Origin of the sequence: Variovorax sp. PAMC26660 (assembly GCF_014302995.1) — a bacterium.
Taxonomy (GTDB): Bacteria; Pseudomonadota; Gammaproteobacteria; order Burkholderiales; family Burkholderiaceae_C; genus Variovorax.
Genome location: NZ_CP060295.1, coordinates 486,890 through 513,295 on the forward strand (window position 1 = coordinate 486,890; position 26,406 = coordinate 513,295).

Consider the following 26,406-nt stretch of genomic DNA (forward strand, 5'->3'; position numbering starts at 1 on the left):
GATCCCATGGAACATCCCGCATCCCCATCAAGCCCCATCGCCGAACTCGTGGCGCGCGCCCGCGCCGCGCAGCGCGTTTATGAAACATGGTCGCAGGCGCAGGTCGACACCGCCGTGGTGGCGGCCGGCTGGGCCATCATCGAGCCGGCGCGCAACCGCGAACTGGCCGAGCTGGCCGTGGCCGACACCGGCGTGGGTAACGTCGAAGACAAGGTGCGCAAGAACCACCGCAAGACCTTCGGCCTGTTGCGCGACCTGCACGGCGCGCGCTCGGTCGGCGTGATCGGCGAAGACCCGGCGCGCGGCATCGTCGAGATCGCGCGGCCCGTGGGCGTGGTGTGCGCCGTCACGCCATCGACTAACCCCGGCGCCACGCCGGCCAACAAGATCATCAATGCGCTCAAGGGGCGCAACGCGGTCATCGTCGCGCCGTCGCCCAAGGGCTGGTCGACTGCGGCCCGGCTGATCGAGTTCATCCACGCGCAGTTCGACCGCATCGGCGCGCCGCGCGATCTGGTGCAGTTGCTGCCCCAGCCCATCAACAAGCAATCGACGGCCGAGCTGATGCGCCTGTGCGACCTGGTGGTGGCCACCGGCTCGCAGGCCAACGTGCGCGCGGCCTATGCGAGCGGCACGCCGGCCTTTGGCGTGGGCGCGGGTAACGTGGCGGGCATCGTCGATGAAACCGCCGACGTGAATGCGGCGGCCGAGCGCATCGTGCGCTCCAAGACTTTCGACAACGCGACGAGTTGTTCATCGGAGAACAGCCTGGTGATCGTCGACGCGGTGCGCGCGCCGATGCTCGCAGCGCTGAAGGACCGTGGCGCCGTCATGCTTGCGGCCCCGCAGAAGGCCACGCTGCAGGCGCTGATGTGGCCGGAGGGCAAGCTGTCGGCTGCTGTCATCGGGCAGTCCGCGCGCACCATCGCCGAGCGCGCGGCGGCCGTCGATGGCGCCAACCGCGAAGCATGGCTGGCGATTGCCGCTACCGACCCGCGCATCCTCATGGTGGCCGAGGACGCGGTGGGCCACGACCATCCGTTCTCCGGGGAGAAGCTGAGCCCGGTGCTCGCCGTCTACGCGGCACGCGACTTCGACGAAGCGGCCGCCACGGTCGAGCGCATCTACGGCTACGAAGGCGCGGGCCACTCGGTGGGCCTGCACAGCACCGTGCCCGAACGCGCGCTCACGCTGGGCCTCACGCTGCCGGTGTCGCGCGTGATCGTCGACCAGGCGCACTGCATCGCGACCGGCGGCAGCTTCGACAACGGCCTGCCCTTCTCGCTGTCGATGGGCTGCGGCACCTGGGGCAAGAACAATTTTTCCGACAACATGAACTACCGCCACTACCTGAACATCACGCGCGTGTCGCGCCCGATTCCGGAACAGGTGCCGAGCGAGGAAGAGATCTTCGGCGCCTTCTTCGCGACGCACGGCGCGAAGTGAGCACAACGGTGGCATCTTCGGCGCTGGAGACCGTCCACGCGCTGATCGAACATCAGGCGCGGCTGCAGCCGCAAGCGGTGTACGCACGCACGACGGAGAACGACCGCCACATCGGCTACGGCGAACTGGCGCGCAGTTGCCGGCGCGTGGCCGCAGTGCTGCGCAGCCATGGTGCGCAACCGGGCGACACGGTTTCGGTCGTCATGCCCAACGGGCTGCAGACGCTGCGGCTGCTGCTGGGCGCGATGCACGGCGGCTTCTGCGTGAATCCGGTCAACCTGCTGTCGCAGCCGGAGCAGATGCGCTATGTGCTCGCGCATTCGGACTGCCGCGTGGTCTGTGTCGCGCCCGAATGGGAAGCGCGTGTGCGCGAGATGGTGCAGGCCTTCGACCGGCCGGTGATGGTGATCGTGGCCGACCCCGAAGCCGATGCGCTGCCTGGCGAGAACGACGAAGACACGGCGCCCGCCACGCCGCCGCCCGCACCCGGCAGCGTGGCCCTGCTGATGTACACCTCCGGCACCACCGGCATGCCCAAGGGCGTGATGCTCACGCAGCGCAACCTTGCAGCCAACGCGCATGCGATCAGCGCCGAACATGCACTGCAGCCTTCCGACCGCGTGCTCGCGGTGCTGCCGCTGTATCACATCAACGCCTTCGCCGTGACCATGCTGGCGCCGCTGGCGCATGGCGGCAGCCTGGCGATGCCACCGAAGTTTTCGGCCGGCCGCTTCTGGGCGCAGGCCACGCACACGCAGTGCAGTTGGATCAACGTGGTGCCCACGATGATCTCGTACCTGCTCGAAGGCCCGAGGCCGCCGCTCGCGCAGACGGTGGCCATCCGCTTTTGCCGCTCGGCCTCGGCCGCGCTGCCGCCGGAGCACCATCGCGCCTTCGAGCAGATGTTCGGCATCGGCATCGTCGAGACCATGGGGCTCACCGAAACGGCCGCGCCTTCGTTCTCCAACCCGATGGACCCGGCCGCGCGCAAGCTCGGCTCGGTGGGCCGTGCGTCGGGCTGCATGGCGGGCGTGGTCGATGCGCAACTGGCGGCCGTGCCCAACGGCGTGACCGGCGAGCTGGTGATTCGCGGGCCGAACGTGATGCTCGGCTACTACAAGAACGACGAAGCCACGCGCGCGAGCTTCACGCCCGATGGCTGGCTGCGCACCGGCGACCTGGGGCACCGCGATGCCGATGGCTTTTTCTTCGTCACCGGGCGCATCAAGGAGCTGATCATCAAGGGCGGCGAGAACATCGCCCCGCGCGAGATCGACGAGGCGCTGCTGCAGCACCCCGCCGTGCTGGAGGCCGCCGCCGTGGGCGTGCCCGATCGCCACTACGGCCAGGAGATCGGCGTGTGCATCGTGCTGCGCGAAGGCTTCGCCTGCACCGAAGAAGAGTTGCGCGCCTTCAGCACCAGCGCGCTTGGACGCTACAAGGCGCCCGGCCATTACCGCTTCGTGACCGACCTGCCACGCGGGCCTTCGGGAAAGGTGCAGCGCCTGAAGCTGCTGCCGCTGTTCGAGGCATGACGGCGGCCGAACTCCTGGTGCCGCCGCTGGCGCCGGCCCTGCTCGTGTACAGCCTGTGCGTGGTGTTCGCGGCAGGCATCGTGCGCGGCTTTGCGGGCTTCGGTTTCTCGGCCATCACGGTGGCCGGCATGTCGCTGGTGGTGTCGCCCGCGCTGGTGGTGCCCGCGATCTTCGCGCTGGAAATCCTCGCGAGCCTGAGCCAGTTGCGCGGCATCGCGCGCGATGTCGACATGCCCTGGCTCAGTTGGTTGATGCTGGGCAACCTGATCTGCATTCCCCTCGGCGTGGCGCTGCTGGCGTGGCTGCCCGAGACACCGCTGCGCCTGCTGATCGGCGCGTTGCTGATGGCGGCGGCCCTGCTGCTGCGCGGTGGGGCACACGTCACGCTGGTGCCCACGCGCGGCGTGCGGCTCGCGGCCGGGCTGGCGTCGGGCTTCATCAACGGCGTGGCAGCCATCGGCGGCATCGCGATCGCGGTGATGCTGAGCACCGCGAAGATGGCGCCGGCCGCGTTGCGCGCCACGCTGATCGCGCTGCTGCTGTTCAGCGACGTGGTGTCGCTGATCTGCGCGGCGCTCATGCCCTCCGCGGCGCATGCCTCGGGCAACCTGCTGGGGCCCGACACGCTCAAGTGGGCGCTGTGGCTGGCGCCCGCGATGCTGGCGGGCATCTGGTGGGGGCAGCGCTCGTTCAAGGGGGTTTCTCCGGAGCAGTTCAGGAAGCACGTGCTGAACCTGCTGATCGGGTTGGCGACGGTGAGCGTCGTTCGCTCGGTGATCGGGCTGATGGGTTGAGTCGTCGCGCCCTCGTGGGTGCGGAAATGCTCAGGTGCCCAGCGGCTTGATGCGCCAGCCATCCGGCGCATCGAAGGACGCGCCGCACTTCGGCTGGGGGCAAATGGGCGAATCGAGCGGAATCACCGTTCCGCAATTCGGGCACGTGCCCTTTGGCAGCGCATCGTACGTTTGCTGAGCCAGAAGTGCGCGGCCTTCCTCAGTCTGTCGAAGCTCGTCGGCCGCACGGCGGCTGCGCTCATCGGCCAAATCCTGCGCACGACGTGCGGTGTACAGAGCCACGGCACGGTCCTTGTCACCGACCGCGTCCGTGAATGCCTTCGCCCAGATGCCCGCCTTGCGTTGCCCGTTGCTCACCTCTTCGAGCGCGACCGCATAGTCGTCATCGGCTGGACCGGGAGGCGGGACTGGCGCCCGGTTCGTCTGTCCCCCTGACACGAATTCGGCGGTGTCTTTCGAAAGATCCTTCAGGACCGCTAGCAGAATGAACCCGATCACGGGACTCACGATGATGCTGATGAAGAACCAGCCCACACCGAAGCGTCCACGGTTGGAAGCCCAGATACCCGCGCCCACGCACAGCAGCAGGAAGAAGAAAAAACCGCTGAATATCATCTCTGATCCTTCTCTATCTGTCTCGTTTTTGAAGCGAACCTCGATACGGGTCGCTGTTCGAATTAGAACTCAGGTTGTCTGTCGGGTCGGCCCCGAATCAAGGAGCGCTTTCATTCCGAAACTTGCGCTCCATGCCCGATTTGCCGCGCGAGATTTCGCGGCCGTCGCGGCAGCCGACAACCACCGGCGAGGCCGAGGCTGGGTCCCTGCTCTGACCTCGAAGGCGAAGCGCGGGCCGCTCAGGCCTTCAACGCCCCGCTGTCGAAGGCCTCGCCGTAGGCCTTCCAGTCTTTTTCGACCTGCGCAGCGCACTGGTGCGCTGCGTCCAGCAGGTCATCGCGCCATGACTTGACCGAGCCTCCGAATTCGACCAGCGCATCCGCGATGGCCGAGCCCTGGCGCCCCGCGCTGCGCAGTTGCGCCCAGGCCATCAGTTGCCCCATTTCATCGATCACGCCGCGGATCTGGTCGAGCCCTGTGTGGCGCACGTCGAGCGTCACGCGGTCTTCGCTGGGCTGCAGGCCGCGCAGCACATAGGAGGCCTTGGCCTGCGCAACGGGATGCAGGAAGGCCATCGACACGGCCTGCATGCGGCGCTGCAGCCCCACCACCCGGTGCGCCTGCGACGGCCAATCGGGCTGCTTGAGCTTCAGGTGCGGTGCAAGGGACGATGGCAGCGCCTGTTTCAGGTCGAGCAGGTAGTTGCCGTCGGGCGAGCCCTTGCCTTCGACCAGCACGATGTAGCGCTCGACCCCGAGGCTGCCGGTGCCGGCGATGCGCCGCGCCACGTCGCGCACCTTGAAGAAACCGGGCTTGTCTTGCGACGCAGCGAAGGTGTCGATCAGCTTCGTCACCCGGTCCCGCGCCGCATCGTCGACTTTCAGCGCGTGCTTGCCGTCGCAGCGAATGACGCGGCCATGGCCCTTGGTGTCGGTGCGCCGGTCCAGGAAGGCAGGCCGGGTGCGCGCCTTGAGCGTGTCCAGCAGATCGCCGATGAGCCCGTCGGCGGTGTCGCGCTCGACCCAGCGGGCCTTGCCCAGCGTGAGCGCACCGGCATAGGCATCGAGGAAGACCTTGCACAGCGCCGTTGCATCGTCGGCGCTCGCGCACAGGCTGTCGCCGGCCACCAGGATGCTGGACAGGAAGCGCACCAGCTCCCATGTCACGGGCGCCAATGCCGCCTCGTCGAAATCGTTGAGGTCGAAGTACACGAGCCGGTTGTCGCCCTTGTAGCTGCCGAAGTTTTCCAGATGCGCGTCACCGCACAGCCAGCTCGCGGGCGCCTTGGCGAACAACGCATCGACCGGCAAGCGGTCGTAGAAAAGGTGGCAGGTGCCGCGCAGGAAAACGAAGGAATTGGTGCGCAGGTTGGCGTACTTCATCGCCAGGCGCTCGGGGTCGCGGCCTGCGTTGAAGCTGCGGATGGTTTCGACGACGTTCGGCATTCGTTCCCCGTTTCTCATGCACACCGTATGGCGCACAGGATTCTCGCGCCAACGCCTGTTGGCGCGCACGCATTCGAGCGGAAATCGCCATGTATATTCGCCCGGCCCTCGCGGCGCTTGTTCAACAAAAATCAACGGATTCAGGGTCTATCACCGCATGCGAACCATCTCTTGCCGACTGGCTTTTCTTTCCGCACTCTCGGTGCTTGCCGCAGCCTCTTTCTGGCATGGCAAGGCCCAGGCGGACGAGCCCGAGGCGGCGCCCGTCGTCGCCTACAGCCAGATCGTCGTTGCCTACAAGGCCAACCCGCAGGAGGCTGCGGCCAAGTACACGAAGAAGCGACTGGCGTTCAGCGGCAAGGTGATGCGCATGGGTGGCGATGCGGGCACCACTTACTTCGGCGCGGTCGCCGACGACGGTTCGAGCTTCGACACCTCCTTCGACGTTGCCGACCAGGACGCACTGAAGCCGAAGTTCAAGGACGGAAAGCTCACTGCCTTCCAGCTCTCCAGCAGCTTCGTCTTCGAGTGCCTGAACGAAGGCTTTCTGGCCAGCGCGCTGGTGCCTTCGCCCAAGCTCGTCAACTGCCGGGCTGTGAAGCAGTAAGGAATCCCCGAACGCTCAGAGCAGCGCGGTGATCTTCGCCGCTGCAGCCTTGAGCGCATCGATGCGCTTCATCGCATCGTCCATCGACATCCGCGCCGTCGGCGCATGCACCGCGAGCGCGGCGCGCACCGCGCCGGCCGCATCGTGCACCGGCACGGCCACCGCCACCAGCCCGGCGATGAATTCCTCGCGGTCGCACGAGTAGCCGCCTGCCGCGATCGCATCGCACTCGGCGCGCAATGCATGGGCCGTGGTGATCGTGTTGGCGGTCATGCGCGCCAGCGGCAGCTTGTCGATCAGCGTGTCGCGTTCCTTGCCCGGCATCAGCGCCAGGAACAGCTTGCCGCTGGCGGTGCAATGCAGCGGCACGTGCGAGCCCACGTCGAGCGTCAGCCGCAGCGGCCATTGCGCTTCGACGCGGTCGAGGTACAACACCTGCGCGCCGTCGAGCGTGGTGAGGTTGCAGGTCTCGCCGACCTGCCGCACGAGTTCGGACAGCACCTCGTGCCGCAGCCCGCGCACCACGCCGTGGTTCAACGTGTCGAAAGCCAGCTTGCGCAGCGCAGGGCCGACGCTGAACGAGCGTTCGTCCACGTCGCGCGCCAAAAATCCCGTCGCCAGCAGTTGCGTGCAGATGCGGTGCGCGGTGCCCTTGGGCAGACCCAGTTGCGCGGCCAGCTCGGCGAGCGTGAGCGCGCGGCCCTCGTTGGCCAGCAGCGCCAGCAGGCGCAGGCTGCGTTCGGCCGAGGAACCGGAACCGGGTTCGTCCGCCACGGACGGCACCGGCGAAGGGGCTGCAATGACGGCGGCAGGCGTGCGCGCGGGACGGGGCATGCGGGTAAACCTTAAAAATGGAACATTGCGTTCCGAAAATCAATGGCCTACGATGCGGCCGAGCCCAGCGATTGTTCCACTCCCGGACCCCTTGCATGCCTGATGAAGAGTTTGACTACATCGTCGTAGGCGCCGGTTCCGCCGGCTGCGTGCTGGCCGGCCGTCTGAGCGAAGACCCGGCCACGCGCGTGCTGCTGCTCGAAGCCGGGCCGCCCGACAAGTCGCTCTGGATTCACCTGCCCATCGGCTACGGCAAGACGATGTGGAGCCCCACCTACAACTGGCGCTTCGAGACCGACCCCGACCCGAACATGAACGGCCGGCGCATCTACTGGCCGCGCGGCAAGACGCTGGGCGGCTCGAGCGCGATCAACGGCCTGATCTACATCCGCGGCCAGCGCGAGGACTACGACCACTGGGCCGCACTGGGCAACGCAGGCTGGGGCTACGACGACGTGCTGCCCTACTTCATCCGCTCCGAAGGCAACCAGCGCGGCGCCAATCCATTCCACGGCGGCAACGGGCCGCTGAAGGTGTCGGACATCGCGGCGAAGCACGAGCTGATCGAAGCCTTCATCGGCGGTGCGCAGCAGACCGGCGTGCCGCGCACCGAAGACTTCAACGGCGCTGGTCAGGAAGGTGCGGGCTACTACCAGCTGACGACGCACAAGGGCTGGCGCTGCAGCACGGCCAAGGCCTACCTGACGCCGGCGAAGCACCGGCCCAACCTGCGCATCGAGACCGATGCGATGGCCAGCCAGTTGCTGTTCGAGGGGCGCCGCGCCGTCGGCATCAGCTACCGCCAAGGTGGCGAACTGAGGACGGCGCGCTGCCGCGCCGAAGTGCTGCTGTCGGCGGGCTCGATCCAGTCGCCGCAGTTGCTGCAGCTCTCGGGCATCGGGCCACGCGCGCTGCTGGAGCGCCTGGGCATCCCGGTGGTGCACGAGCTGCCCGGCGTGGGCGAGAACCTGCAGGACCATCTGCAGATCCGCCTGGGCTACGAGTGCACGAAACCCATCACCACCAACGACCAGCTCAATTCATGGACCGGCCAGATCGGCATGGGCCTCGAATGGCTGCTGCACCGCACCGGCCCGCTGGCGGTAGGCATCAACCAGGGCGGCTGCTTCATGCGCGCGCTGAAGGATGCAAACGGCCGGCCGGTGGCGGCCACGCCCGACATCCAGTTCCACGTTGCCACGCTCTCGGCCGACATGGCGGGTGGCAAGGTGCATCCGTATTCGGGTTTCACGATGTCGGTGTGCCAGTTGCGGCCCGAATCGCGCGGCCACATCCGCATCCGCTCGCGCGACGTGGCCGAGCCGCCCGAGATGCAACCCAACTACCTGGCCACCGACCTGGACCGCGCGACCACGGTGGCCGGCGTGAGAGCGGCGCGCGCCATTGCCGACTCGCCCGCGATGCGGCCCTACGTGAAGCGCGAAGTCAAGCCCGGCCCCGATGCCGCGAGCGACGCCGACCTGCTCGAGTTCTGTCGCAACAACGGCGCCACCATCTTCCACCCCACCGGCACCTGCCGCATGGGCAGCGATGCGCTGGCCGTGGTCGATGCGCGCCTGCGCGTGCACGGCATCGCGGGGCTGCGGGTGATCGACTGTTCGGCCATGCCCACGCTGGTGTCGGGCAACACCAACGCACCCGCCGTGATGATGGCCGAGAAGGCCGTCGACCTGATCAGAGAGGACCTGAGAGCGGCATCCGCCGCGCACTGAGTTTTTGCAAATCCAACAAGGCCCGCAGAGGCCGCCACGACAAACCTCATCGGAGACACACATGAGTGCAAGCGACGAAAAAGCGATTCGCAGGGTGGTGGTTTCGGCCCTGGTGGGCGCCACCATCGAGTGGTACGACTTCTTCCTGTACGGCGTGGTGGCCGGCATCGTGTTCAACAAGCTCTACTTCCCCGGCAGCGACCCGGTGGTGTCGACCTTGCTGGCGTACACGACCTTTGCGGTGGGCTTCGTCACGCGGCCGCTGGGCGGCGTGATCTTCGGCCACTTCGGCGACAAGATCGGGCGCAAGAGCATGCTCATCATCACGCTGATGATCATGGGCGTGGCCACCTTCCTGATCGGGCTGGTGCCCACCTATGCGCAGATCGGCATTGCGGCGCCCTTGCTGCTGTTGCTGCTTCGCGTGGCGCAGGGCATCGGCCTGGGCGGCGAATGGGGCGGCGCGGTGCTGATGGCCTACGAATACGCGCCGAAGGAAAAGCGCGGCTTCTACGCCTCGCTGCCGCAGATCGGTCTGGCGATTGGCCTGTGCCTGGCCTCGGGCGTGGTGGCGCTCCTATCGTCGCTGCTCACCGACGAACAGTTCCTGGCCTGGGGCTGGCGCATCGCCTTCCTGATCTCCGGCGCGATGGTGATGGTGGGCATGTACATCCGGCTGCACGTGCAGGAAACGCCCGAGTTCGCGGCGGTGAAGGCGCGCAACGCCGAGCTGCGCATTCCCTTCATGGACATGATCCGCCGCTACCCCGGCAATGTGCTCAAGGGCATGGGCGCGCGCTACATCGACGGTGTGTTCTTCAACATCTTCGGCGTGTTCTCGATCAACTACCTCACGAGCACCCTCAAGATCAGCCGCACCGAGGCGCTGCTGGGCGTGATGGCGGCGGCGGTGGTGATGATCTTCTTCATTCCCTTCTTCGGCCGCCTGTCGGACAGGATGGGGCGGCCGAGGGTCTACATGTGGGGTTCGCTCATCACGGCGGTGTCGGCCTTCCCCGGCTTCTGGCTGATGACGCACAGCGGTGGCAACGTGCTGCTGGTGTGGCTCGCGATCATCGTGCCTTTCGGCATCCTGTATGCGTCGGTGTACGGGCCGGAGGCCGCGCTGTTCTGCGACCTGTTCGACGCCAAGGTGCGCTACACGGGCATCTCTTTCGTCTACCAGTTCTCGGGCATTTTTGCCTCGGGCATCACGCCGATCATCGCGACCGCGCTCCTCAAGTCGGGCGGAGGCGAGCCGTGGCAGATCTGCCTGTATGTGCTGTTCGCAGGGGTGGTGTCGGCCGCGTGCGCGTGGATGATCGGGCGCAGCGCGTCGCCGGCCGACGAGCCGGTGGCCGTACCCTCGCGGTGAACTCGTTCGTCATGGCGGCGGTGCGCTCGCGGGCGCACCGCACAGCTCGCTCAGCTTCGGTTCGCAGAGCCGGTAGCTGAGCCTGTCGACGACTCTTGCGGCGCCAAGGCTCTCGTAGAAGGCCATGCCCCTCGCGTTCGATGCCTTGACGGGCCAGTCGATGCGGCGGCAACCGTTGTCGAAGGCGTACCGGGCCACCCACGCCATGAGCGCCTTGCCGACCCCGTGGCTTCTTTCCGACGACCTCACGTACAGCTCCTTCAACTGGCAGTGCTTGCGGTTTTCGGGGTCGAACTCGACCAGCGAATAGACCAGCCCGATGGCGGCCAGGCCGAGCACCACACCGTCATCGCCCACCGCCACGACCAGACGCTGCGGCGACCCGGGCGCCAGAAGATTCTGGAGAAGGTGTTCCCGCACAGCCTCCCGCGAGGCCACGGCGCCTTCGTTGTAGAAGGCGTGCAACTCGCACATCAGGTCTGTCAACGATTCATGCCGGGTTTCGGAAGCCAGTTCAACGTGCATATGGTGTCCTCTGGAGCGCAGGTGTTGGGCATCGGCGCGCGAGGCCGACGCGTGCGGTCCCTTCCGAGCTACTTCAAACGATAGCTGAGCTTGCGATTGCCGCTCACGGTCGAGTCGAGCCCGATCCAGTCGCCCTGCTGCGAATACCAGACGTCGATGGGCTGGGCCGTCGTGGCGATGCGCCAGCGGGTGGCCGCCACGGGCTGGCCGCGCACTTCCACCGTTCCGTTGCCGGCGCGGCTGATCTGCACGGTTTCGATCTTGCCGCTCTGCGCGTTCAGCAGCCGCTCCTGCTTGCGGATGGTGGGGTTCCAATAGGCGAAGCTCATCACACAACCGTCCACCGACTGCGTGCCCTTGGGCGTGGCCACGGCCAGCGCGTTGTCGCCCGAGGCTTGCGCATCGACTTTTTCGCGCGTGCCGTCGTCGTCGGTCCTGGAGACCAGTTGCCGCAGGCAGTCGCCGCGCCAGTGCTCGGTGGCGGTGTGCTGGTAGCGGTAGACAGTCACGCCCAGCAGCTTGACCGCGAACTCGGCCTGGCTGGTGAGCTTGCGCTCGTCGCCGGCCGTGCTGAGCGCGAAGCGGTGCTCGCCGATGGGCGCGTCGTCGAGCAACACGCGGAAGTTCCATTCACCACCGGCGGGCCCCGCCGCTGCTGATGCCGCGCTGCCCACCAGCGCGGCCAACATGAAGATCCAGTGTGCTTTGTTTGTCATGACGCCTTGTGATTGCGCACCGGCCCCGGAAAAAAGGCATTGGTGCGTGCGATGTAGTCGCGGTAGGCGGGCCGGCGCTCGCCGATGTCGCCTTCGAGCATGGCGACGCCTGAAACCTTCAGCAACAGCCAGGTCATGAGCAGCGGCGACACCACGCTCCATGCACCGCTCCAGCCCGCGCCGCCCATGGCGATGAGCCACAGGCCCCACCAGGCGCAGACCTCGCCGAAGTAGTTGGGGTGGCGCGTGTAGCGCCACAGGCCGCGGTCCATCACCTGCCCCTTGCTGGCGGGGTCGGCCTTGAAGCGCGCCATCTGCGCGTCGCCGATCGCCTCGAAGAAGATGCCGGACAGCGCCAACACCATGCCGAGCGCATCGAGCACGCCCAGCGGCCGCGCCGCAGCCATGCCGGGCAGAAAGGGCGCGGAGACGATCCACGCCAGCACCGCCTGCAGCGCGAACACGAGGTACAGGCTCTTGACCCCGAAGTTCGGCTGGTTGCGCGCGCGAATCGCCTGGTAGCGGCGGTCTTCGCCGTGGCCCCAGTTGCGCCAGGTGATGTACAGGCACAGCCGCACTGCCCAGGCGGTGCCGAGCACGGCCATCCACAGGCCGCGCACCGTCTGCACCGGCAGCAGTGCGAAGTAGACGAGGCCGGCGCCCACGATGCACAGGGGCCACATGCGGTCGATCAGGCTGGCGTCTCGGCGCACGAGGCTCGCCACCCAGGTGAGGAATGCCAGGGACGCGGTCCATGCCAGACCGGCCAGCGCCAAATCCATGAAACCACTCATGCGCGGCGCTCGAACAGGTAGTGGCTCACCCACCAGCGCTGGCCGTGATCGAAGCCGAACAGCTCCGCCACCGACATGAAGAACAGCCGCCAGCGGGTCCACCACACATTCGCGTCGGCGCCGTAGGTGGCCTGGAACAGCGGGCGCAGCGCGGCACGGCGCTCGTCCATGTTGCGCAGCCAGGCCTCGGCCGTGCGCTGGTAGTGGCCGCCCTCCCAACGCCAGCGGCGCAGCAGGCGCAGGTCGTCCTGGCAGTACAGCGCAAGGTCGTCGCTGGGCATCATGCCGCCGGAGAAAAAGTACTTGCTCATCCAGTCGCTGGGGTCGCGCACCTCGAAGGGATACGGCGCTTCCTTGTGGGCGAACACGTGCATGAAGAAGCGCCCGCCGGGCTTGAGCCAGCGCGCGACGTTCGCAAAGGCCTGCGGCCAGTTGCGCAGATGCTCGAACATCTCGACGGAGACCACGCGGTCGAAGCGCGCGTCGGTGTCGAACACGTTGATGTCGCGGGTCAGCACGCGCACATTGCCCAGGCCGCGCTGCGCCGCCTGCGCCTCGATGTACTCGCGCTGCGAACTCGAGTTGGACAGCGCCGTGATGCGGCTGCCCGGGTACCTGGCCGCCATCCAGAGCGTGAGCGAGCCCCAGCCGCAGCCCAGTTCCAGCACGTCCTGCCCATTGACCAGACCGGCGCGCTCGCAGGTGGCGGTCAGCGCGGCGGACTCGGCCTCTTCCAGCGTCCGCGTGCCTTCGGGCCAGTAGCAACTGCTGTATTTGCGGTGATTCCCCAGCACTTCGCCGAAGAAGGCGGCCGGCACCTCGTAGTGCTGCTCGTTGGCCTTCTCCGGCAGCGGCGCCAGGTGGGCCGCGCCCATGCTGGCGACGAAGTCCTGCGTCAGCTCGGCCACCGCCAGCGCGTTGCCGGCGTGCAGTTCGGTCAGCCGCTCCTTGAGCAGCCGGCGGATGCCCTGGCGAACCATGGTGTCGGGGACCAGGCCTTTTTCGACCCAGCGGATGGCGAATGCGATGTCCTGCGGCATGACTGTTCCTCGGCCAAGGGCACGTCGAAGTGCGTGCCGTAGGCACCTGTACGCGGCGGGGTGGGTTTTGGATGCGGGTTGCAAAAGCATCCCCTTGCCGGAAGCACGGTAACATTTCGACATGATCCGCCGCTCCACCCTGGTCGGACCATCACGAGAACAAAAACAACAACCCTGGGTGTCACCGCAAATGGAGCGTCCTCATGTGGAGCATCCTGGCCGATCTCTTCGTCGGCATCTTCGATTTCGTTATCGATGTCTTTCTGTTCAGAGGCCAGCGCCGCAAGCAGGGCCGCCGCAACCGCAGCGTTGCCGAGGACACGTTCGAAGTCGCGCGCTTTGATTTCGTCACGCTGGTTTTCATCGGACTGGCCAGCGCCGGCTTGATGCTGCTCCTGGCATTCGGATTCGGTTTTCCGCCGGGCTGGAGCGTGGGAATCGGCATCGCCGTCGGGGCCATCTGGGGAGTCTGGCGATACACCCGATTGGTTCGCGAGCGATGAGCATGTCGCGGCGCTGACGGGCCGCATCAACACCCTGTCGGATTTCAACCGACCCTGAACTTGCCCTTGCGGGCGCTTTGGGTCGCGATGTCTCGTTCAGGCTCGGATATGCAGGGGCGCGAACGACTTCACCAAATCGTCCAACGCCTTCAACTGCGCGAGAAAAGGCTCCAGCTGGTCCAGCGGCAGAGCGCTGGGACCATCGCATTTGGCCTGCGCTGGATCAGGGTGAGCTTCGAGAAAGAGGCCTGCCAGGCCTACAGCCAGGCCGGCACGCGCCAGTTCAACCACTTGCTCACGTCGCCCGCCGGAGACAGCGGCGTTCGCCTCGCGTTGCTGGAGGGCATGGGTCACGTCGAAGATGACGGGCAGGTTCCCGGTGACCTTCTTCATGGCACCGAAGCCAAGCATGTCCACCACCAGGTTGTCGTAGCCGAAACAGGTTCCCCGGTCACACAGAATGATGGGGGAGTTCCCAACCTCCCTGATTTTTTCGACGATGTTGAGCACTTGCGGCGGGCTCAGAAACTGGGGCTTCTTGACGTTGATGACCTTGCCCGTCCTGGCAAGAGCGACCACCAGATCAGTCTGGCGGGCGAGAAAGGCAGGTAGCTGCAAAACGTCCACCACTTCGGCGACGGGACTCGCCTGCCATGGCTCGTGCACGTCGGTGAGGACGGGAACGCCGAACTCGGCCTTGACGGCCTCGAAGATTTTCAGCCCCTCTTCCAGGCCGGGGCCTCGGAAGGAATGGATGGACGAGCGATTCGCCTTGTCGAAACTTGCCTTGAAAACGTAGGGGATGCCGAGCTTTCGGGTGACCCGGACGTACTCCTGCGCAGCACGCAGGGCCATGTCTTTCGACTCGAGGACGTTCACGCCGCCAAACAGGACAAAGCCATTGCTGTTGCTGACGTTGATTGCGGAGGTGATGGCGACGGTCGTCAAGAAAGGTTCTCCTGTGGTGTTGCCCGCATTCTCGCGCTCCGGCCGGCCAAAAACCACGCCTTTGCCCGGGCAGTGGCCGGCCCTCCCGGGCGCCCTGGGAAAATCGCGAAGCGGCCCGTTTCTGCCGTCTGAACCTTCTCGCCTCATTTCAATCCCATTGCGCGATCAACACACGATTCGCCACAATGTTCGCCATGCCCCTGACCATTCTTCAAACCAAGCGTCTTTCCACCCTCTCCGTCGTCTTCGCAATCGCCGCGGGGACCCTTGCGCCGTACTCGGCGTCGTATGCAGCCTCACACCATGCCGCCAAGCCCGCGGCCCACCAGAAGCCTGCCGCTGCCGCGCCTGCCCCGACGCCAGCCGCAGCGCAGCCCGCTGTCGCCGGCGGGCCGCCAGCGCTGGCCGCCAAGGCATGGCTGCTGATGGACTTCGACTCCGGCGAGGTGCTCGCCTCGGACAACCCCGATGAACCGCTGCCGCCGGCGTCACTGACCAAGATGATGACCAGCTTCATGGTCGAGCAGGCACTTCGCTCGGGCAAGCTCAAGAAGGAAGATCTTGTGTCGGTCAGCCAGAACGCCTGGTGCCGAGGCTCGAGCACCGAGTCGTGCATGTACCTGCCGCTCAACAGCCAGGCCACGGTGATCGACATCCTGCGCGGCATCGTCATCCAGTCCGGCAACGACGCGGCCAAGGCGATCGCCGAGCACATGGCCGGCTCCGAAGAGAACTTCGCCAAGCTCATGAACGCCGAAGCCCAACGCATCGGGATGACGCACACGCATTTCGTCAATGCGACGGGGCTGCCCGACCCGCAGCACAGGTCGTCTGCGCGCGACCTCGCGATCCTGGCGCGCACCATCATCCGCGACAGTGCCGACTACTATCCGATCTACGCCGAGCGCGAATTCAAATACAACAACATCAAGCAGGGAAACCGCAACGCCCTGCTGTACACCGATCCCACGGTCGACGGACTGAAAACCGGCCACACCCAGGAAGCGGGCTTCTGTCTCGTCACTTCAGCCAAGCGCAACGGGATGCGCCTCATCACGGTGATTCTCAACACCAACAGCGCGCAGGCGCGGGCCGACCAGACGCGCACGCTGCTCGGGTGGGGTTTCAGCAATTTCGAGCAGGCCACTCCCATTCAGCCGAACACGGCGGTGACGGCCGCCAAGGTCAGCTTCGGCAAGGTCGACACGGTTCCTGCGGTTCTGGGGTCGCCATGGAGCGTGACCGTGCCGCGCGGCCAGCAAGTGCAGACCTCGGTGCAGATCAACCCGGCACTGGAAGCACCGGTGGCCAAAGGCACGGTGATCGGCAAGGTGGTCGCCAGCTCCAATGGCAAACCGGTGGGAGAAACCCCGCTGGTCGCGCAGGCCGATGTGGAGCGCGCGGGCTTTATGTTGCGCCTGTGGCAGCACCTGATGAAGCTGTTTGGCAAATAACGGCCACAGGCGCGGCGTGACGCGCCGCAGCCTTGCCATTGCCACTATCGCCAGCCGGCGACGCTCATGCCGATTGCCACGATCACCAGCACTTGCAACCAGAAGAACCAGGCGCGCCGGAACGGGCGCGTCCATGGCTTGTCCAGCACGGCGTAGACGATGAGCAAGATCACGCCGCTGGGATAGACGATCATGCCCAGTCCCAGGAAGGCGACTGCGGCCAAGCCGGCATGGCCGCCGAAAAGAAACCAGCGCAACAGCAGCGCCGCCCCCAGGCAAAGGGCCGCCGCCGTGAGCAACAGGGCGGGCAGTGGGCGCACCGGTTTTGAAGTCATTGCTTCGCTGTCCATGTTGTGTTCCAGGCAGGTCTTTCGCTTTCCAGAGCGAACGATGACGCAGATCGTCCCACAACCGGCCTCCTCGTGTCTTCGTGACAGGCAGCTCCGGGTCATAAGCTTGCTGGCCTCGACAGGCTAAATTCGGCCAGCACCAGCCATTCCCGCGCGGGTCGAGATCGAGCCTGCAACAAGCCTCAAACCCCATGAACCTGGACATCATTTCCGCCAGCCGGTCTCTTGTCGAAGAGGCATGGCAAAAGCCCGAGACGTGCGAGTCGAACCTGGTCTGCGCCGAGGCGATTCTCTCGAAGGCACTCCTTGAAGTCCCCGGAGATGTCCTTGCGTTGACGTGCTTGGGCGCAGTACTTTCCGACCAGGGCAAGCACGAAAAGGCGGCCTCCGTCCTGCAACGCGCGGTAGGCCTCGGGTCAACCGACCGCAACACCTACTTCAATCTCGGCGTGGCAACGATGAACTGCGGCACACGCGAGAAGGCAATGGATGCCTTCCGGAGCGCCGAGAGGTTCAAAGCTTCGCCGTTGTCGTGGGAGGCCTACTTCGACGCCCAGGCAAATTGAGCAGACAGGCCCAGCAAAGAAGTCGGCCTACTCGATCTTGAAGACGAACTCCTGCGTAGCCAGGATCTCCGCATCGCCGGTGGTCTGGCACTCGTAGCGCATCATGGCCGAGCGCACCGCCCCGTAGTACACGCGCGGCCCCGACAGGAAGCGCACTTCCGTCACATGGCTGCCCTTGATGCGTACCTCTGCCTTGACGACGCCGCTGGTGCCTTCGTCCAGCGCCTTGCGCGGCATCTCGGGCTTGACCTGCTTGGGGCACGCCACGGCGATGTCTGAAGAAACCGCCTTCGGCGGGGCCGGTGGCGCGGGCGGTGCTGGCGGCGCGGCGGGCGGCGGTGCCACCGGCTCGACGCTCTGCACCGCCGTGATCGTGGGCGCGGTGCTCGGTGGCGGCGTCACGGCCGGTGGCGGCACGTAGGCCGGGCGCGGCGGTGGCGGGGCCTTGGGCGTCTCCAGCTTGACGATCTTCTTGGGGGGCGGCGGCGGCGGTGGAGGTGGCGGGGGCAGCTTGATCTCCGCGATGATGGTCGCATCCATCGGTTTCTTGATCATCTCCACCGCCTTGCGGGCCAGGCCCGAGACGAGCGCGTAGCCGACCAGCAAATGAAACAGGATCATCACGCCGATGCCGATAGGGCCGAAGCGGGACTTGGGGTCGAAGTCGTTGGCGCGGCTCATGGGATGAACTGCTCCGAGCCCATGATGCCCAGCTTGGTCAGGCCCGAGCGCTGCGCCGAGGCCATCACGCCGGCCACGATGTTGTACTTGGCGTGCCTGTCGGGGCGCAGGTGCACTTCAGGCTGCACCGCCTGCGTCGCGATCTGCTCGAAGCGCCGTTCCACTTCCGCCAGGTCGGCAATGGCCTCGCCGTTCCACAGCACGGTGCTGTGTTCGTCGATGTCCACGCGCAGCACCTCGGGCTTCATGTCGATGGGCGGCGGGTTGCCGTTGGGCATGTTCAGGTTGACCGCATGCAACTGGATGGGGATGGTGATGATGAGCATGATCAGCAGCACCAGCATCACGTCGATCAGGGGCGTGGTGTTGATGTCCATCATGGGCTCGTCGGACGGCGCACTGCGGCGGCGCCCCTGTTTTTCTTTTCGCATGGCTGTGTCTTCTCAGTTGCGCGCGGGCGGCTCGGTGATGAAGCCCACCTTGACGATGCCGGCGGACTGGCACGCATAGATGATCTTTCCCACGGGCTCGTAGTCGGAGTGCCAGTCGCCGCGGATGTGCACTTCGGGCTGCGGGGTCATCGCCGCCACTTTCTTGAGCTTGTCGGCCAGGGCGTTCACATCGCGCACGGGGGTGTCGAACCAGTAGATGCGGCCCGTGGCGTCGACGGACAGCACGACGGTGTCGGGTTTGCTCTCGCGCACCTCGTTGCGCTCTTTGGGGACCTGCACCGGCACGGAGTAATTGACGACGGGAATGGTGATGAGGAAGATGATCAGCAGCACCAGCATCACGTCGACGAGCGGCGTGGTGTTGATGGAGGCAATGACCTGCTCCTCGTCTCCCCCGGCGGATGGAATGTTCATCGCCATGATGTGGCCCGGTTCATTGCGGCGGCGCGGGGGCTCAGGCGGCGGCGCTGCCGGCCAGGATGACCGAATGCAGTTCGCCGCTGAATTCGCGCACGTCGTCCATCACGGTGATGTTGCGACGCAGCAGCCAGTTGTAGCCGAGCACGGCGGGCACGGCCACGGCCAGGCCGATGGCGGTCATGATGAGCGATTCGCCCACGGGGCCTGCCACTTTGTCGATGGAGGCCTGGCCGGCGATGCCGATGGCGGTGAGGGCGTGGTAGATGCCCCAGACGGTGCCGAAGAGGCCGACGAAGGGTGCCGTGGAGCCCACGGTGGCCAGCAGCGACATGCCGTTGCTCAGGCGCCTTTGCACGCGCTCGGTGGCGCGGTGGATGCACAGGTCGACGAAGTCGGCAAAGTCGACCTTGCCGCGCAGGCCGTCGTGCTTTTTGGTGGCGTGCACGCCGGCATCGGCGATGAAGCGGAAGGGGCTGCCTTCGGCGAGCTTCTCTGTGCCGGCCTGCACGGTTCGCTCGTTCCAGAACTCGTTGTCCACTTCCTTGGCCTGGCGGCCCATGCGCATCTGCTCGAGCAGTTTGGTGACGATCACGTACCAGCTGCCCATGGACATGATCGCCAGGATGGCCAGCACAGCCTTGGCCACCAGGTCGCTTTGCGCCCACAGGGCGCCTATGCCGTAGGGGTTGTCGACTTTGGTGGTCGCGGCTGTTGCGGGCATCGGCGCAGGTGCGGGCACGGCGACGGGCGCTGCAACGGATGCTGCAGTGCCTGCGTCTTGCGTCGTCGGCGCGGCGCCGGACGGGGCATCAGCGGCGTGCGAAGCACTCGTCAGGCAGAAGGCCAGAACCAACGGAACAACGGGGGCGAACAGCCTAGCGAGAAGCGATTTCTTCATGAGTGTCTCCAACAAAAAAACAGAACAGGTGCGCTGAGATCAAGCGACCCGCGCATCCGGCGGGCCGCCTGCATGCCAGCCACGGGTCTTTCCCCACACGGCATGCACACCGGAGCCGGCGCCGCGCACGACGTGGTAACGGTCATAAGGGGCTGCGGTCATGCAGGCGTGGTGCGGCAGGATGCGCACGCGGCTGCCGACGGGCAGCGCATCGAACATCGCCCGCGCTTGCCCATTGCTGGCAATCAGGCCGTGCTCCTGATGAAGTTCGGCCACACGAAATCCGGTCAGTGGCGCACCGCCGTCCTCATCGCAAACCAGCCCGTAGCCAAGGTCGCTACGGAACTCGGCGCCCGAACTGTCCTTCGACAAGGCCAGCGCGCCGGCATCGATCAGCACGCGGCCCGACCGCGGGTTGTGGCCGATGACGGTGGCCAGCACCGACAGCGCGATGTCCTCGAACCCGCAGATGCCGCGCGCGGCCTGGTCCAGATCGAAGAAGGTGTAGACGCCGGGGCGCATCTCGGTCACGCCGTCGAGCCGTTCGGCGCATACCGCCGTGGGCGTGGCGCCCACGCTGACGGTGTCCACCGTGAAGCCGGCCGCGCGCAGGCGCCCGGCCGCTTGCACCGCGCCGGCACGCTCGGTTTCGGCAATGGCGCGGATCGCGTCCAGCCCCTCGGCGTGATAGCTGTGGCCGGCATGCGTCAGCACGCCCGCGAAAGAGAACACCTCGCTGTGCTGCACTTCGCGTGCGACGGCCAGCAGTTCGGCATCGTCCGGCGCAATGCCGCCACGGCCACCGCCGGTGTCGATCTCTACCAGCATCCGGAACGAGGCATCCAGCGCACGCGCACGAGCCGCCGCGGCGCGGACCGTCTCGACCCGGTCCGCCAGCAGCGTCACCCGCGCGCCGTGCGTGCGCTGGATGCGCGCAAGCGCGTCGATCTTGCTCGCGCAGATGCCCACCGCATAGCTCAGGTCCGTGAAGCCGTGGGATGCGAAATAGTCTGCTTCGGCCACGGTCGACACCGTGATGCCGCCGCCCTGCCCGCGCGTGGCCAGGCGCGCCACTTCGGCCGACTTGGAGGTCTTCAGATGCGGGCGCAGCGCCACGCCGTGGTTCGCCGCGCGCCGGGCCATCGCCTCGCAATTGCGCTCGAGCACCGCGCTGTCGAGCAACAGCGCCGGCGTCGCAAGCTCCGCAAGCTTCATCTGTGCGGACGGCTTCATCGCGCGCTTCCGAGCTGGGCCATCATCCGGTCGACCTCTTCGGCCACGCGGTTCACGAAAGGCGGCAGCAGCACGAGGCTCATGTGATCGGCCCCCGCCACTTCGTGCGAGCGGCCGTGCGAAGACAGCGCCGCATGCGCCTGCTGAAAGCTCGGCCACCGCTTCTGGATGGCGGTCGCACTGTCGGAGCCGGCCGGCAGTTGCACCGGCGCCCACAGCACGGCGAGCGGACGGGCGCCCAGGTCGACAACGGCTGCGGCCTGGCGGGCGACGTGGGGAAGGCCCTCGATCTCGCGCGCCATCGTGTCGATCGATTCGGGCGTGAAGGTCGCGGTCAGTTGCTGCACGACATGGGGCATGTCGGCAAAGATGGCGCCGGCCATCGCCAGCTCCGGCGGCGGCGGACCGCCTTCCTGGAATTTCACCCGCTTGTCGCGCTCCATGGCGACTTGCGCCGTCGGCATTTCGCCGATCTCCTCGAACTGGTCCGGGTGGCTGGCATCGAGCATCACCAGCCCGACCACCTGCTCCGGGTACAGGCCGGTGTAGACGCGCATCAGCAGGCCGCCCAGCGAATGGCCGATCAGCACGATCGGGCCGGTCACGCCGGCTGCGGCCAGCAGCGCATGCAGGCGGTGCGCATTGCGCTGCGCGTCGAAGGGTGCGCCGTCGATGTCGCTCCAGCCCATGCCGGGGCGGTCGTAGCTGACCACCGGGTACTTCGCCGACAGCACCTGCTGTATCCGCGCGTAGATCGGCGAGGCGCAGCCGCCACCGGCTTCGATCACAAGGGTGGGCTGCAAGGCATCGGCCGGTGCAGGGCCGCTGCGTTGCAGGTGCATCCTCAGCCCGTCGATCGTGTGCAACTCGCCGGGTGCCGGCATGGCGAACGGGTGCGCTGCCGGCTGGTCGCCGCGTTGCGGCGCCTCCACGCGCGGCCAGTAGTCGAGGTCGCGCACGCGGTACGGCAGCGTGGCGAAGTCGTTGCTCATCGCGCCCGGTGTCGAGACATACAACACCGCCTTCGCGAGGGGCGCGAACTGGGCATGGAAGTGCTGCGCCGACTTGACGACGATCAGCTTCTTGCCTGCAAGGTCGATGCCCAGGCCCGTGAACAGGTCGGGCGAGAACACCTGGTTGCGTTTGCTGATGAGCACGATGTCCAGACCGTGATCAGCCTGCACCCACACGCTGGGCCCGAGGGCCGTACGCATCCCGGCGGTGAGGCCGCCTTGCGTGTAGTCGTCGTGCACGGCCTTGACCGTCACGCGCAGATCGACGGGGTCGCCCGACGCCGGACCGCACTTGCCGCCCAGCCGAAGGTCGAATGTGGCGCCGACGCCCGCGTCGCGGCACAGCTGGACCGCACCCAGGTCCCAGAAGGCGCCGATGGCGACGTCGGCAATGTTGCGCTCGATCAGCGCACGCAGGATGAAGGTGCTGTCGCTGGTCGCCCCACCACCGGCGTTGTCGGCGATGTCGGCCAGCACCACGGGGCCGCCCTCGGTGCCCGACGCTTCGCTCAATGCCTCGTCGACCGACAGCACGGGCGCGCCGATCAGGTGGCGCAGGTTCCAGAACGCACGCCCCAGTTCGTCGGCCACTGCCGCGGCCAGCGCGGGATCGTTGTCGGTCACCACCCACAGCTTGGCGCCGGCCTCGGGCACGTCGGCCCATGGGAAGCCGTGACCGAGCGAGACCGAGAGCACGCCCGGGCGTTGCTCGCAGGCCTGCATGCGGCGCACGAAGCCGGCCATCGGTTCGCGCGTGGTGTGCCACAGGCCGACCATGCGGCAGTCGTGCACGGCCATGACCGGCTTCACGCGGCCCTGCGCGGCATCGACCACGATGCGGGTCAGCTCGCGCATGCGCAGCAAGGCATCCGTGTGCGGATATTCCTTGTAGCCGACGATGACGTCGGCCGCGCCCAGCATCTGCTGCGTGAGGTGGCAATGCAGGTCGAGCTCGACACCGATCGGCACTTTCGGCCCGACGAGGGCACGCACGCGCGAGATCAGGTCGCCTTCGCAATCGTCATAGCCGTCAGCCACCATCGCGCCGTGCAGCACCAGGATGACGCCGTCCACCGGACCGGCTTCGGTCAGGTCGGAAAGGATCTCGTCGCGCAGGCTTTCGTAGACCTCGCGCACGGTGCGCCCGAGCGGCTGCGCAAAGGCCAGCAGGCTCTCGACCATTTCGTGGCCCTCGGCTGCGAGCCACCGGCGCAGCTCGGCCGGAAACATGCCATAGCCGACCGAATCGCGCGTACTGGCATCGCCATGGAAGATGCCGTATTCGCGAAAGCTGCCCCATCCGGTGGGGGCCGAGACGAAGGTGTTGGTTTCGGTGGCAAGGGAGGCGGTAAAGAACTTCATGCGTGGGTCTCTTGGCGTGAAAAGTGGATGTGTCGGGTGCGCAGGCTGTCCAGCCGCAGGCCGACGACACGGCCTGCACTGCGCTCGATGTTGAGAACGCTGCTGCCGCCAAGGGCCGCCAGCATCGGGTCGCTCGAAGTGAAGGTCATCACGTCGTGCGACAGGGCTTGCAGGCGACCGATCTGGCGGCCATGTCGGCCTTGGACCGTCATCTGCAATGCGTCGTCCGTGCGTTCGATCTGCGCGCTCGCGTCCAGATCGGCACTGCGGTAGTCGCCGCACAGCTGCGGTGCCAGCCATGCGATGTCGGGTGCCGTTGCGGGCAGGCGCTCGAAGCGCTGCAGGTGCCCGCCCTCGCGCAGCGCCAAGGTGTCGGGCGCGTGCGTGGCGCCGACACCGGACACATCGAGTTCGAGGGCGTTGATGGCCAGGTCTTGCGCGGCCAGCCACAGGCCGTCCTTTCGCTGGCGCAGCGGCAATGCGGTGAAGCCCTGCCACGACAGGCCCAGCTTGCCCGAGACATCGGCAAAGCCGATCACGCTGCCGGTCGCCGGCGCGTGGTAACGCTGGCCGACCAGCGCGGGGAAGGCGTTGGCCGGGGTGCGTTCTTCGGGCGGTTCGGGCAATGCGTCGGCCAGCAGCAGGTCGATCAGTTGATACGCGAGGGCCGGTGGAGACACTGCGGCACCGTTCGCCATGACCATGATGTCCAGGCTGTGGGCCGGCACCGTGAGCATCTGCGACGTGCCGCCGATCACGCCGCCCGCGTGATGGATCACTTCGACGCCGCGATAGGTGTGCCGGAACAGCCCGAGGCCATAGGGCACCACGGCGCCGGAAGACAGCGTGGTCGGCGCCAGCATCTGCGCCCAGCTGCTCGCGCTGCCCACGGTCTTGTGGCTGCAGCGCAGGTGCGCGAGCCAGCGCAGCATGTCGTCGAGCGTCGAGACCAGCGAGCCGCCGCCTTCGAGTTCACAGGGGTAGATGCCGCGCTGCCACTGCCCGCCCGATGCGGGCACGTAGAGACCGGCGAGGCCGGCGCGCACATCGAGGTCGCTGGCCACCGACTCGGTGTCGGCCATGCCCATCGGCTCGAAGATGCGCGCCTTCATGAACGCATCGAAGCCCTGTCCGCTCACGCGCTCGATGATCTTCGCCAGCATGAAATAGGCGCCGTTGCTGTAGACCATGCGCGTGCCGGGCTCGAAGTTCAGCTCGTTCTGGCTGGCCATCGCGGGCAGGCCCAGCCCCCGTGGCTGAAGCGCCAGGCCGTTCACGATGCACCACAGTTCGTCATGGCCGCGCCAGCCGCCCGTGTGGTTCATCAGTTGACGCAGCGTGGGGCCGTCCGCGCCCAGTTGCGGCAGCTCTGGCAGGTGCTTTTGCACCGCATCGTCGATGTGAAGGCAACCGTCTTCGGCGAGCAGCAGCACGGCCAGTGCCGTGAAGTGCTTGCTCGTCGAGGCGATGCGCATGCGTGTGCGCGGCGTGTTGGCCACGCCCTGTTCGAGGCTGGCCATGCCGACGCCGCGGCGGTACAGCGACCTGCCGTTCTGCGCGATGCCGATGACAAGGCCGGGGGCATCGCTGCGGTTGAAGGGCTGCAGCAGCGCATCGATGGCGGCAAGGCCGGAAGTCGAAATGGGTTCGGACATGGAGAAGAGAGGTCGGATCGACATGAAGATGTGTCAGGCAGCAGGCTGCAGCGTTCGCACCAGGCGCACGAAAGAGCCCTCGGTCGCGCGCAGCATCAAGGCGCCCACGCCGCTGGTGACCAGCGTGACGGCAACGACGGCCAGCGCCAGCCCGTTGGGCGAGCTGGCCTTGACGGCATCGGACAACATGCCGATGGCCAGCGGGCTCAGAACGGCGAAGGGCAGCATCGCGAGCGCCAGTGCAGCCAGCACGCGGGCGCGCAGGTGCGGCGGGCTGATGTCCTGGAGCACGTTGGGCGACAGGATCGAGCCGCCGATCAGCGGCACCAGCACCAGTGCCTGCAGCACGTACACGTCCATCGGCGAACGCACGAACAGCAGCAGCACCGACAGCGACGCCGCCGTGACCAGGCCCAGCGCGATCATGCGCAGCGCCGCGGCGGGCCCGACGACGCGCTGCGCAAAGCGCATGGAGCCGACGCCCAGCACCGCACCGCCGAGTATTCCCGCGAGCGCGGCAAGGCCGATGCCCCGCCCCATGTCGGCCGGCGCGACACCGAACTGGCGCACCATGATGATCGGGATCCAGGTGTCGAGCGCGATCAATCCGATCGACGCCAAGCCGAGGCCGACGACGATGCCGCCCAGAGTGCGCCAGTTCGTGCGCAGGTAGTCGCCGTAGCCGATGGTGTGCGCCTCTTGTGCCACCGGGCGCGGGTCGCGGGCGCGCCGGGGCCAGCGCGTCGTCAGCAACAGCAGCACGACCGGCACCGCGCCGGTGCTCATGACGAAGAACACCAGGCGCCAGGTTTCCATCCCCTGCAGCGACACGGGCAGCAGGTGCCGCACGCCGTCGACCACTGTCACGATGACACCGCCCAGGATCGAGCCGAGCGCGCTGCCGAACAGGAGCGACAGCGCATACACGGCATTGGCCAGCACACGCTGCGCACGCGGAAACAGCTCGGGGATCAGGCTGTTGACGATCGGGTTCACACCGGCCTCGCCCACACCCAGGCCGATCGACGCGATGAACAGCATGGTGTAGTTCGGCGCCAGGCCGCGCATCGCTGTGGCGGCGCTCCACAGCACGACGCAGGCGGCGAGCACATAGCGGCGGTCGTAGCGGTCGCTCAGCCAGGCCAGCGGCAAGGTCGCCAGGGTCGTGAACAATGTCAATCCGACGCCCCGAAGCAAGCCCAGTTGCGTGTCGGACAGTCCGAGCGTGATGCGCACAGGCTCGGCCAGGAGGTTGAAGATCATCAGGTCGATCGCCCCCAGCAGTGCCGCGACGATCAGCACCGCCAGGCCATACCAGGCGCTCGCCGATGCCCGCTCACGCGCAGCGACCGGGACGGCGGACGAGGCTTGCACCGCCGGCTCGCCAGCGATCGATACCGGATTCGACATCT

The 26,406-nt window shown here is 66.9% G+C and carries 26 protein-coding genes and 1 pseudogene; 9 read left to right on the forward strand and 18 right to left on the reverse strand.

Annotated features, from left to right (window positions below; translation table 11 throughout):
• Positions 1-6: 6 nt before the first annotated feature.
• Genes sauS through H7F35_RS02280 form a run of 3 tightly spaced genes read left to right on the forward strand, consistent with a single transcriptional unit; the run spans position 7 to position 3,775 of the window.
• Positions 7-1,446, forward strand: coding sequence for an acylating sulfoacetaldehyde dehydrogenase (gene sauS / locus H7F35_RS02270; protein ID WP_187111369.1), 1,440 nt, complete (start codon positions 7-9; stop codon positions 1,444-1,446).
• 8 nt (positions 1,447-1,454) lie between these two features.
• Positions 1,455-2,981 carry an AMP-binding protein gene (locus H7F35_RS02275; protein WP_187111370.1) on the forward strand — a complete coding sequence of 509 codons (1,527 nt, stop codon included), beginning with the start codon at positions 1,455-1,457 and terminating at the stop codon, positions 2,979-2,981.
• Positions 2,978-3,775: a sulfite exporter TauE/SafE family protein gene (locus H7F35_RS02280; RefSeq protein ID WP_187111371.1), complete on the forward strand. Its 798-nt coding sequence runs from the start codon at positions 2,978-2,980 to the stop codon at positions 3,773-3,775. The genes H7F35_RS02275 and H7F35_RS02280 overlap by 4 nt, the downstream gene beginning before the upstream one ends.
• A gap of 30 nt (positions 3,776-3,805) precedes the next feature.
• Here H7F35_RS02280 and H7F35_RS02285 read toward each other — a convergent pair whose 3' ends face one another.
• Entirely contained in the window at positions 3,806-4,390 is a 585-nt protein-coding gene (locus H7F35_RS02285; RefSeq protein ID WP_187111372.1) for a hypothetical protein, read from the reverse strand.
• A 239-nt stretch (positions 4,391-4,629) separates the two neighbouring features.
• Entirely contained in the window at positions 4,630-5,835 is a 1,206-nt protein-coding gene (locus H7F35_RS02290; protein ID WP_187111373.1) for a DUF2252 domain-containing protein, read from the reverse strand.
• A gap of 157 nt (positions 5,836-5,992) precedes the next feature.
• Between H7F35_RS02290 and H7F35_RS02295 the strand changes: the two genes are divergently transcribed.
• Positions 5,993-6,442: a hypothetical protein gene (locus tag H7F35_RS02295; RefSeq protein ID WP_187111374.1), complete on the forward strand. Its 450-nt coding sequence runs from the start codon at positions 5,993-5,995 to the stop codon at positions 6,440-6,442.
• A gap of 15 nt (positions 6,443-6,457) precedes the next feature.
• Here H7F35_RS02295 and H7F35_RS02300 read toward each other — a convergent pair whose 3' ends face one another.
• Positions 6,458-7,276, reverse strand: coding sequence for an IclR family transcriptional regulator (locus H7F35_RS02300; protein WP_187111375.1), 819 nt, complete (start codon positions 7,274-7,276; stop codon positions 6,458-6,460).
• A gap of 95 nt (positions 7,277-7,371) precedes the next feature.
• Here H7F35_RS02300 and H7F35_RS02305 point away from each other — a divergent pair, with 95 nt between their 5' ends.
• Both H7F35_RS02305 and H7F35_RS02310 read left to right on the forward strand, forming a co-directional pair.
• Complete coding sequence (locus H7F35_RS02305) at positions 7,372-9,009, forward strand: GMC family oxidoreductase (protein WP_187111376.1); 1,638 nt, start codon at positions 7,372-7,374, stop codon at positions 9,007-9,009.
• Positions 9,010-9,070: 61 nt separating this feature from the next.
• Entirely contained in the window at positions 9,071-10,384 is a 1,314-nt protein-coding gene (locus H7F35_RS02310; protein ID WP_187111377.1) for an MFS transporter, read from the forward strand.
• Positions 10,385-10,393: 9 nt separating this feature from the next.
• Here the strand turns inward: H7F35_RS02310 and H7F35_RS02315 are convergent, their stop codons facing one another.
• The 4 genes from H7F35_RS02315 to H7F35_RS02330 all read right to left on the reverse strand — a co-directional run bounded on the left by H7F35_RS02315 (position 10,394) and on the right by H7F35_RS02330 (position 13,459).
• Entirely contained in the window at positions 10,394-10,909 is a 516-nt protein-coding gene (locus tag H7F35_RS02315) for a GNAT family N-acetyltransferase (protein WP_187111378.1), read from the reverse strand.
• A 68-nt stretch (positions 10,910-10,977) separates the two neighbouring features.
• Positions 10,978-11,625: a DUF6134 family protein gene (locus tag H7F35_RS02320; protein WP_187111379.1), complete on the reverse strand. Its 648-nt coding sequence runs from the start codon at positions 11,623-11,625 to the stop codon at positions 10,978-10,980.
• A complete protein-coding gene (locus H7F35_RS02325) occupies positions 11,622-12,407 on the reverse strand; it encodes a DUF1295 domain-containing protein (RefSeq protein WP_261803494.1) in 786 nt (261 codons plus the stop codon). Before H7F35_RS02325 ends, H7F35_RS02320 begins: the two co-directional genes overlap by 4 nt.
• 8 nt (positions 12,408-12,415) lie before the next feature.
• A complete protein-coding gene (locus H7F35_RS02330) occupies positions 12,416-13,459 on the reverse strand; it encodes an SAM-dependent methyltransferase (RefSeq protein WP_187111381.1) in 1,044 nt (347 codons plus the stop codon).
• Between the two features lie 203 nt (positions 13,460-13,662).
• On the opposite strand from H7F35_RS02330, the gene H7F35_RS02335 reads away from it, so the two are divergent.
• Positions 13,663-13,962, forward strand: coding sequence for a hypothetical protein (locus tag H7F35_RS02335; protein WP_187111382.1), 300 nt, complete (start codon positions 13,663-13,665; stop codon positions 13,960-13,962).
• Positions 13,963-14,058: 96 nt separating this feature from the next.
• Here the strand turns inward: H7F35_RS02335 and kdsA are convergent, their stop codons facing one another.
• Entirely contained in the window at positions 14,059-14,910 is an 852-nt protein-coding gene (gene kdsA / locus H7F35_RS02340) for a 3-deoxy-8-phosphooctulonate synthase (RefSeq protein ID WP_187111383.1), read from the reverse strand.
• 194 nt (positions 14,911-15,104) lie between these two features.
• Between kdsA and H7F35_RS02345 the strand changes: the two genes are divergently transcribed.
• Positions 15,105-16,364, forward strand: coding sequence for a D-alanyl-D-alanine carboxypeptidase family protein (locus tag H7F35_RS02345; RefSeq protein WP_187111384.1), 1,260 nt, complete (start codon positions 15,105-15,107; stop codon positions 16,362-16,364).
• Positions 16,365-16,408: 44 nt separating this feature from the next.
• Here the strand turns inward: H7F35_RS02345 and H7F35_RS02350 are convergent, their stop codons facing one another.
• On the reverse strand, positions 16,409-16,714 hold the full coding sequence (locus H7F35_RS02350) for a hypothetical protein (protein ID WP_187111385.1): 306 nt from the start codon (positions 16,712-16,714) through the stop codon (positions 16,409-16,411).
• Between the two features lie 191 nt (positions 16,715-16,905).
• Here H7F35_RS02350 and H7F35_RS02355 point away from each other — a divergent pair, with 191 nt between their 5' ends.
• The gene (locus tag H7F35_RS02355) at positions 16,906-17,280 is read left to right on the forward strand and encodes a tetratricopeptide repeat protein (protein ID WP_187111386.1); all 375 of its coding nucleotides are present in this window, start codon (positions 16,906-16,908) and stop codon (positions 17,278-17,280) included.
• Positions 17,281-17,307: 27 nt separating this feature from the next.
• Here the strand turns inward: H7F35_RS02355 and H7F35_RS02360 are convergent, their stop codons facing one another.
• From H7F35_RS02360 to H7F35_RS02395, 9 genes and pseudogenes are all read right to left on the reverse strand, one after another.
• Positions 17,308-17,961, reverse strand: coding sequence for an energy transducer TonB (locus H7F35_RS02360; RefSeq protein WP_187111387.1), 654 nt, complete (start codon positions 17,959-17,961; stop codon positions 17,308-17,310).
• Complete coding sequence (locus H7F35_RS02365) at positions 17,958-18,392, reverse strand: ExbD/TolR family protein (RefSeq protein ID WP_187111388.1); 435 nt, start codon at positions 18,390-18,392, stop codon at positions 17,958-17,960. The genes H7F35_RS02360 and H7F35_RS02365 overlap by 4 nt, the downstream gene beginning before the upstream one ends.
• A 12-nt stretch (positions 18,393-18,404) precedes the next feature.
• Complete coding sequence (locus H7F35_RS02370; protein WP_187111389.1) at positions 18,405-18,833, reverse strand: ExbD/TolR family protein; 429 nt, start codon at positions 18,831-18,833, stop codon at positions 18,405-18,407.
• A 34-nt stretch (positions 18,834-18,867) separates the two neighbouring features.
• A complete protein-coding gene (locus H7F35_RS02375) occupies positions 18,868-19,731 on the reverse strand; it encodes a MotA/TolQ/ExbB proton channel family protein (protein ID WP_187111390.1) in 864 nt (287 codons plus the stop codon).
• A gap of 39 nt (positions 19,732-19,770) precedes the next feature.
• Positions 19,771-20,964 carry an alanine racemase gene (locus H7F35_RS02380; RefSeq protein ID WP_261803495.1) on the reverse strand — a complete coding sequence of 398 codons (1,194 nt, stop codon included), beginning with the start codon at positions 20,962-20,964 and terminating at the stop codon, positions 19,771-19,773.
• Entirely contained in the window at positions 20,961-21,848 is an 888-nt protein-coding gene (locus H7F35_RS34655) for an alpha/beta hydrolase (RefSeq protein WP_315970487.1), read from the reverse strand. The genes H7F35_RS02380 and H7F35_RS34655 overlap by 4 nt, the downstream gene beginning before the upstream one ends.
• Before the next feature lie 51 nt (positions 21,849-21,899).
• Positions 21,900-23,339, reverse strand: a pseudogene (locus H7F35_RS34660) (M81 family metallopeptidase); the annotation flags it as partial.
• The gene (locus tag H7F35_RS02390; RefSeq protein ID WP_187111392.1) at positions 23,336-24,994 is read right to left on the reverse strand and encodes a serine hydrolase domain-containing protein; all 1,659 of its coding nucleotides are present in this window, start codon (positions 24,992-24,994) and stop codon (positions 23,336-23,338) included. The gene H7F35_RS02390 and the pseudogene H7F35_RS34660, both read right to left, overlap by 4 nt.
• A 33-nt stretch (positions 24,995-25,027) precedes the next feature.
• The gene (locus H7F35_RS02395; protein WP_187111393.1) at positions 25,028-26,404 is read right to left on the reverse strand and encodes an MFS transporter; all 1,377 of its coding nucleotides are present in this window, start codon (positions 26,402-26,404) and stop codon (positions 25,028-25,030) included.
• Positions 26,405-26,406 lie beyond the last annotated feature (2 nt).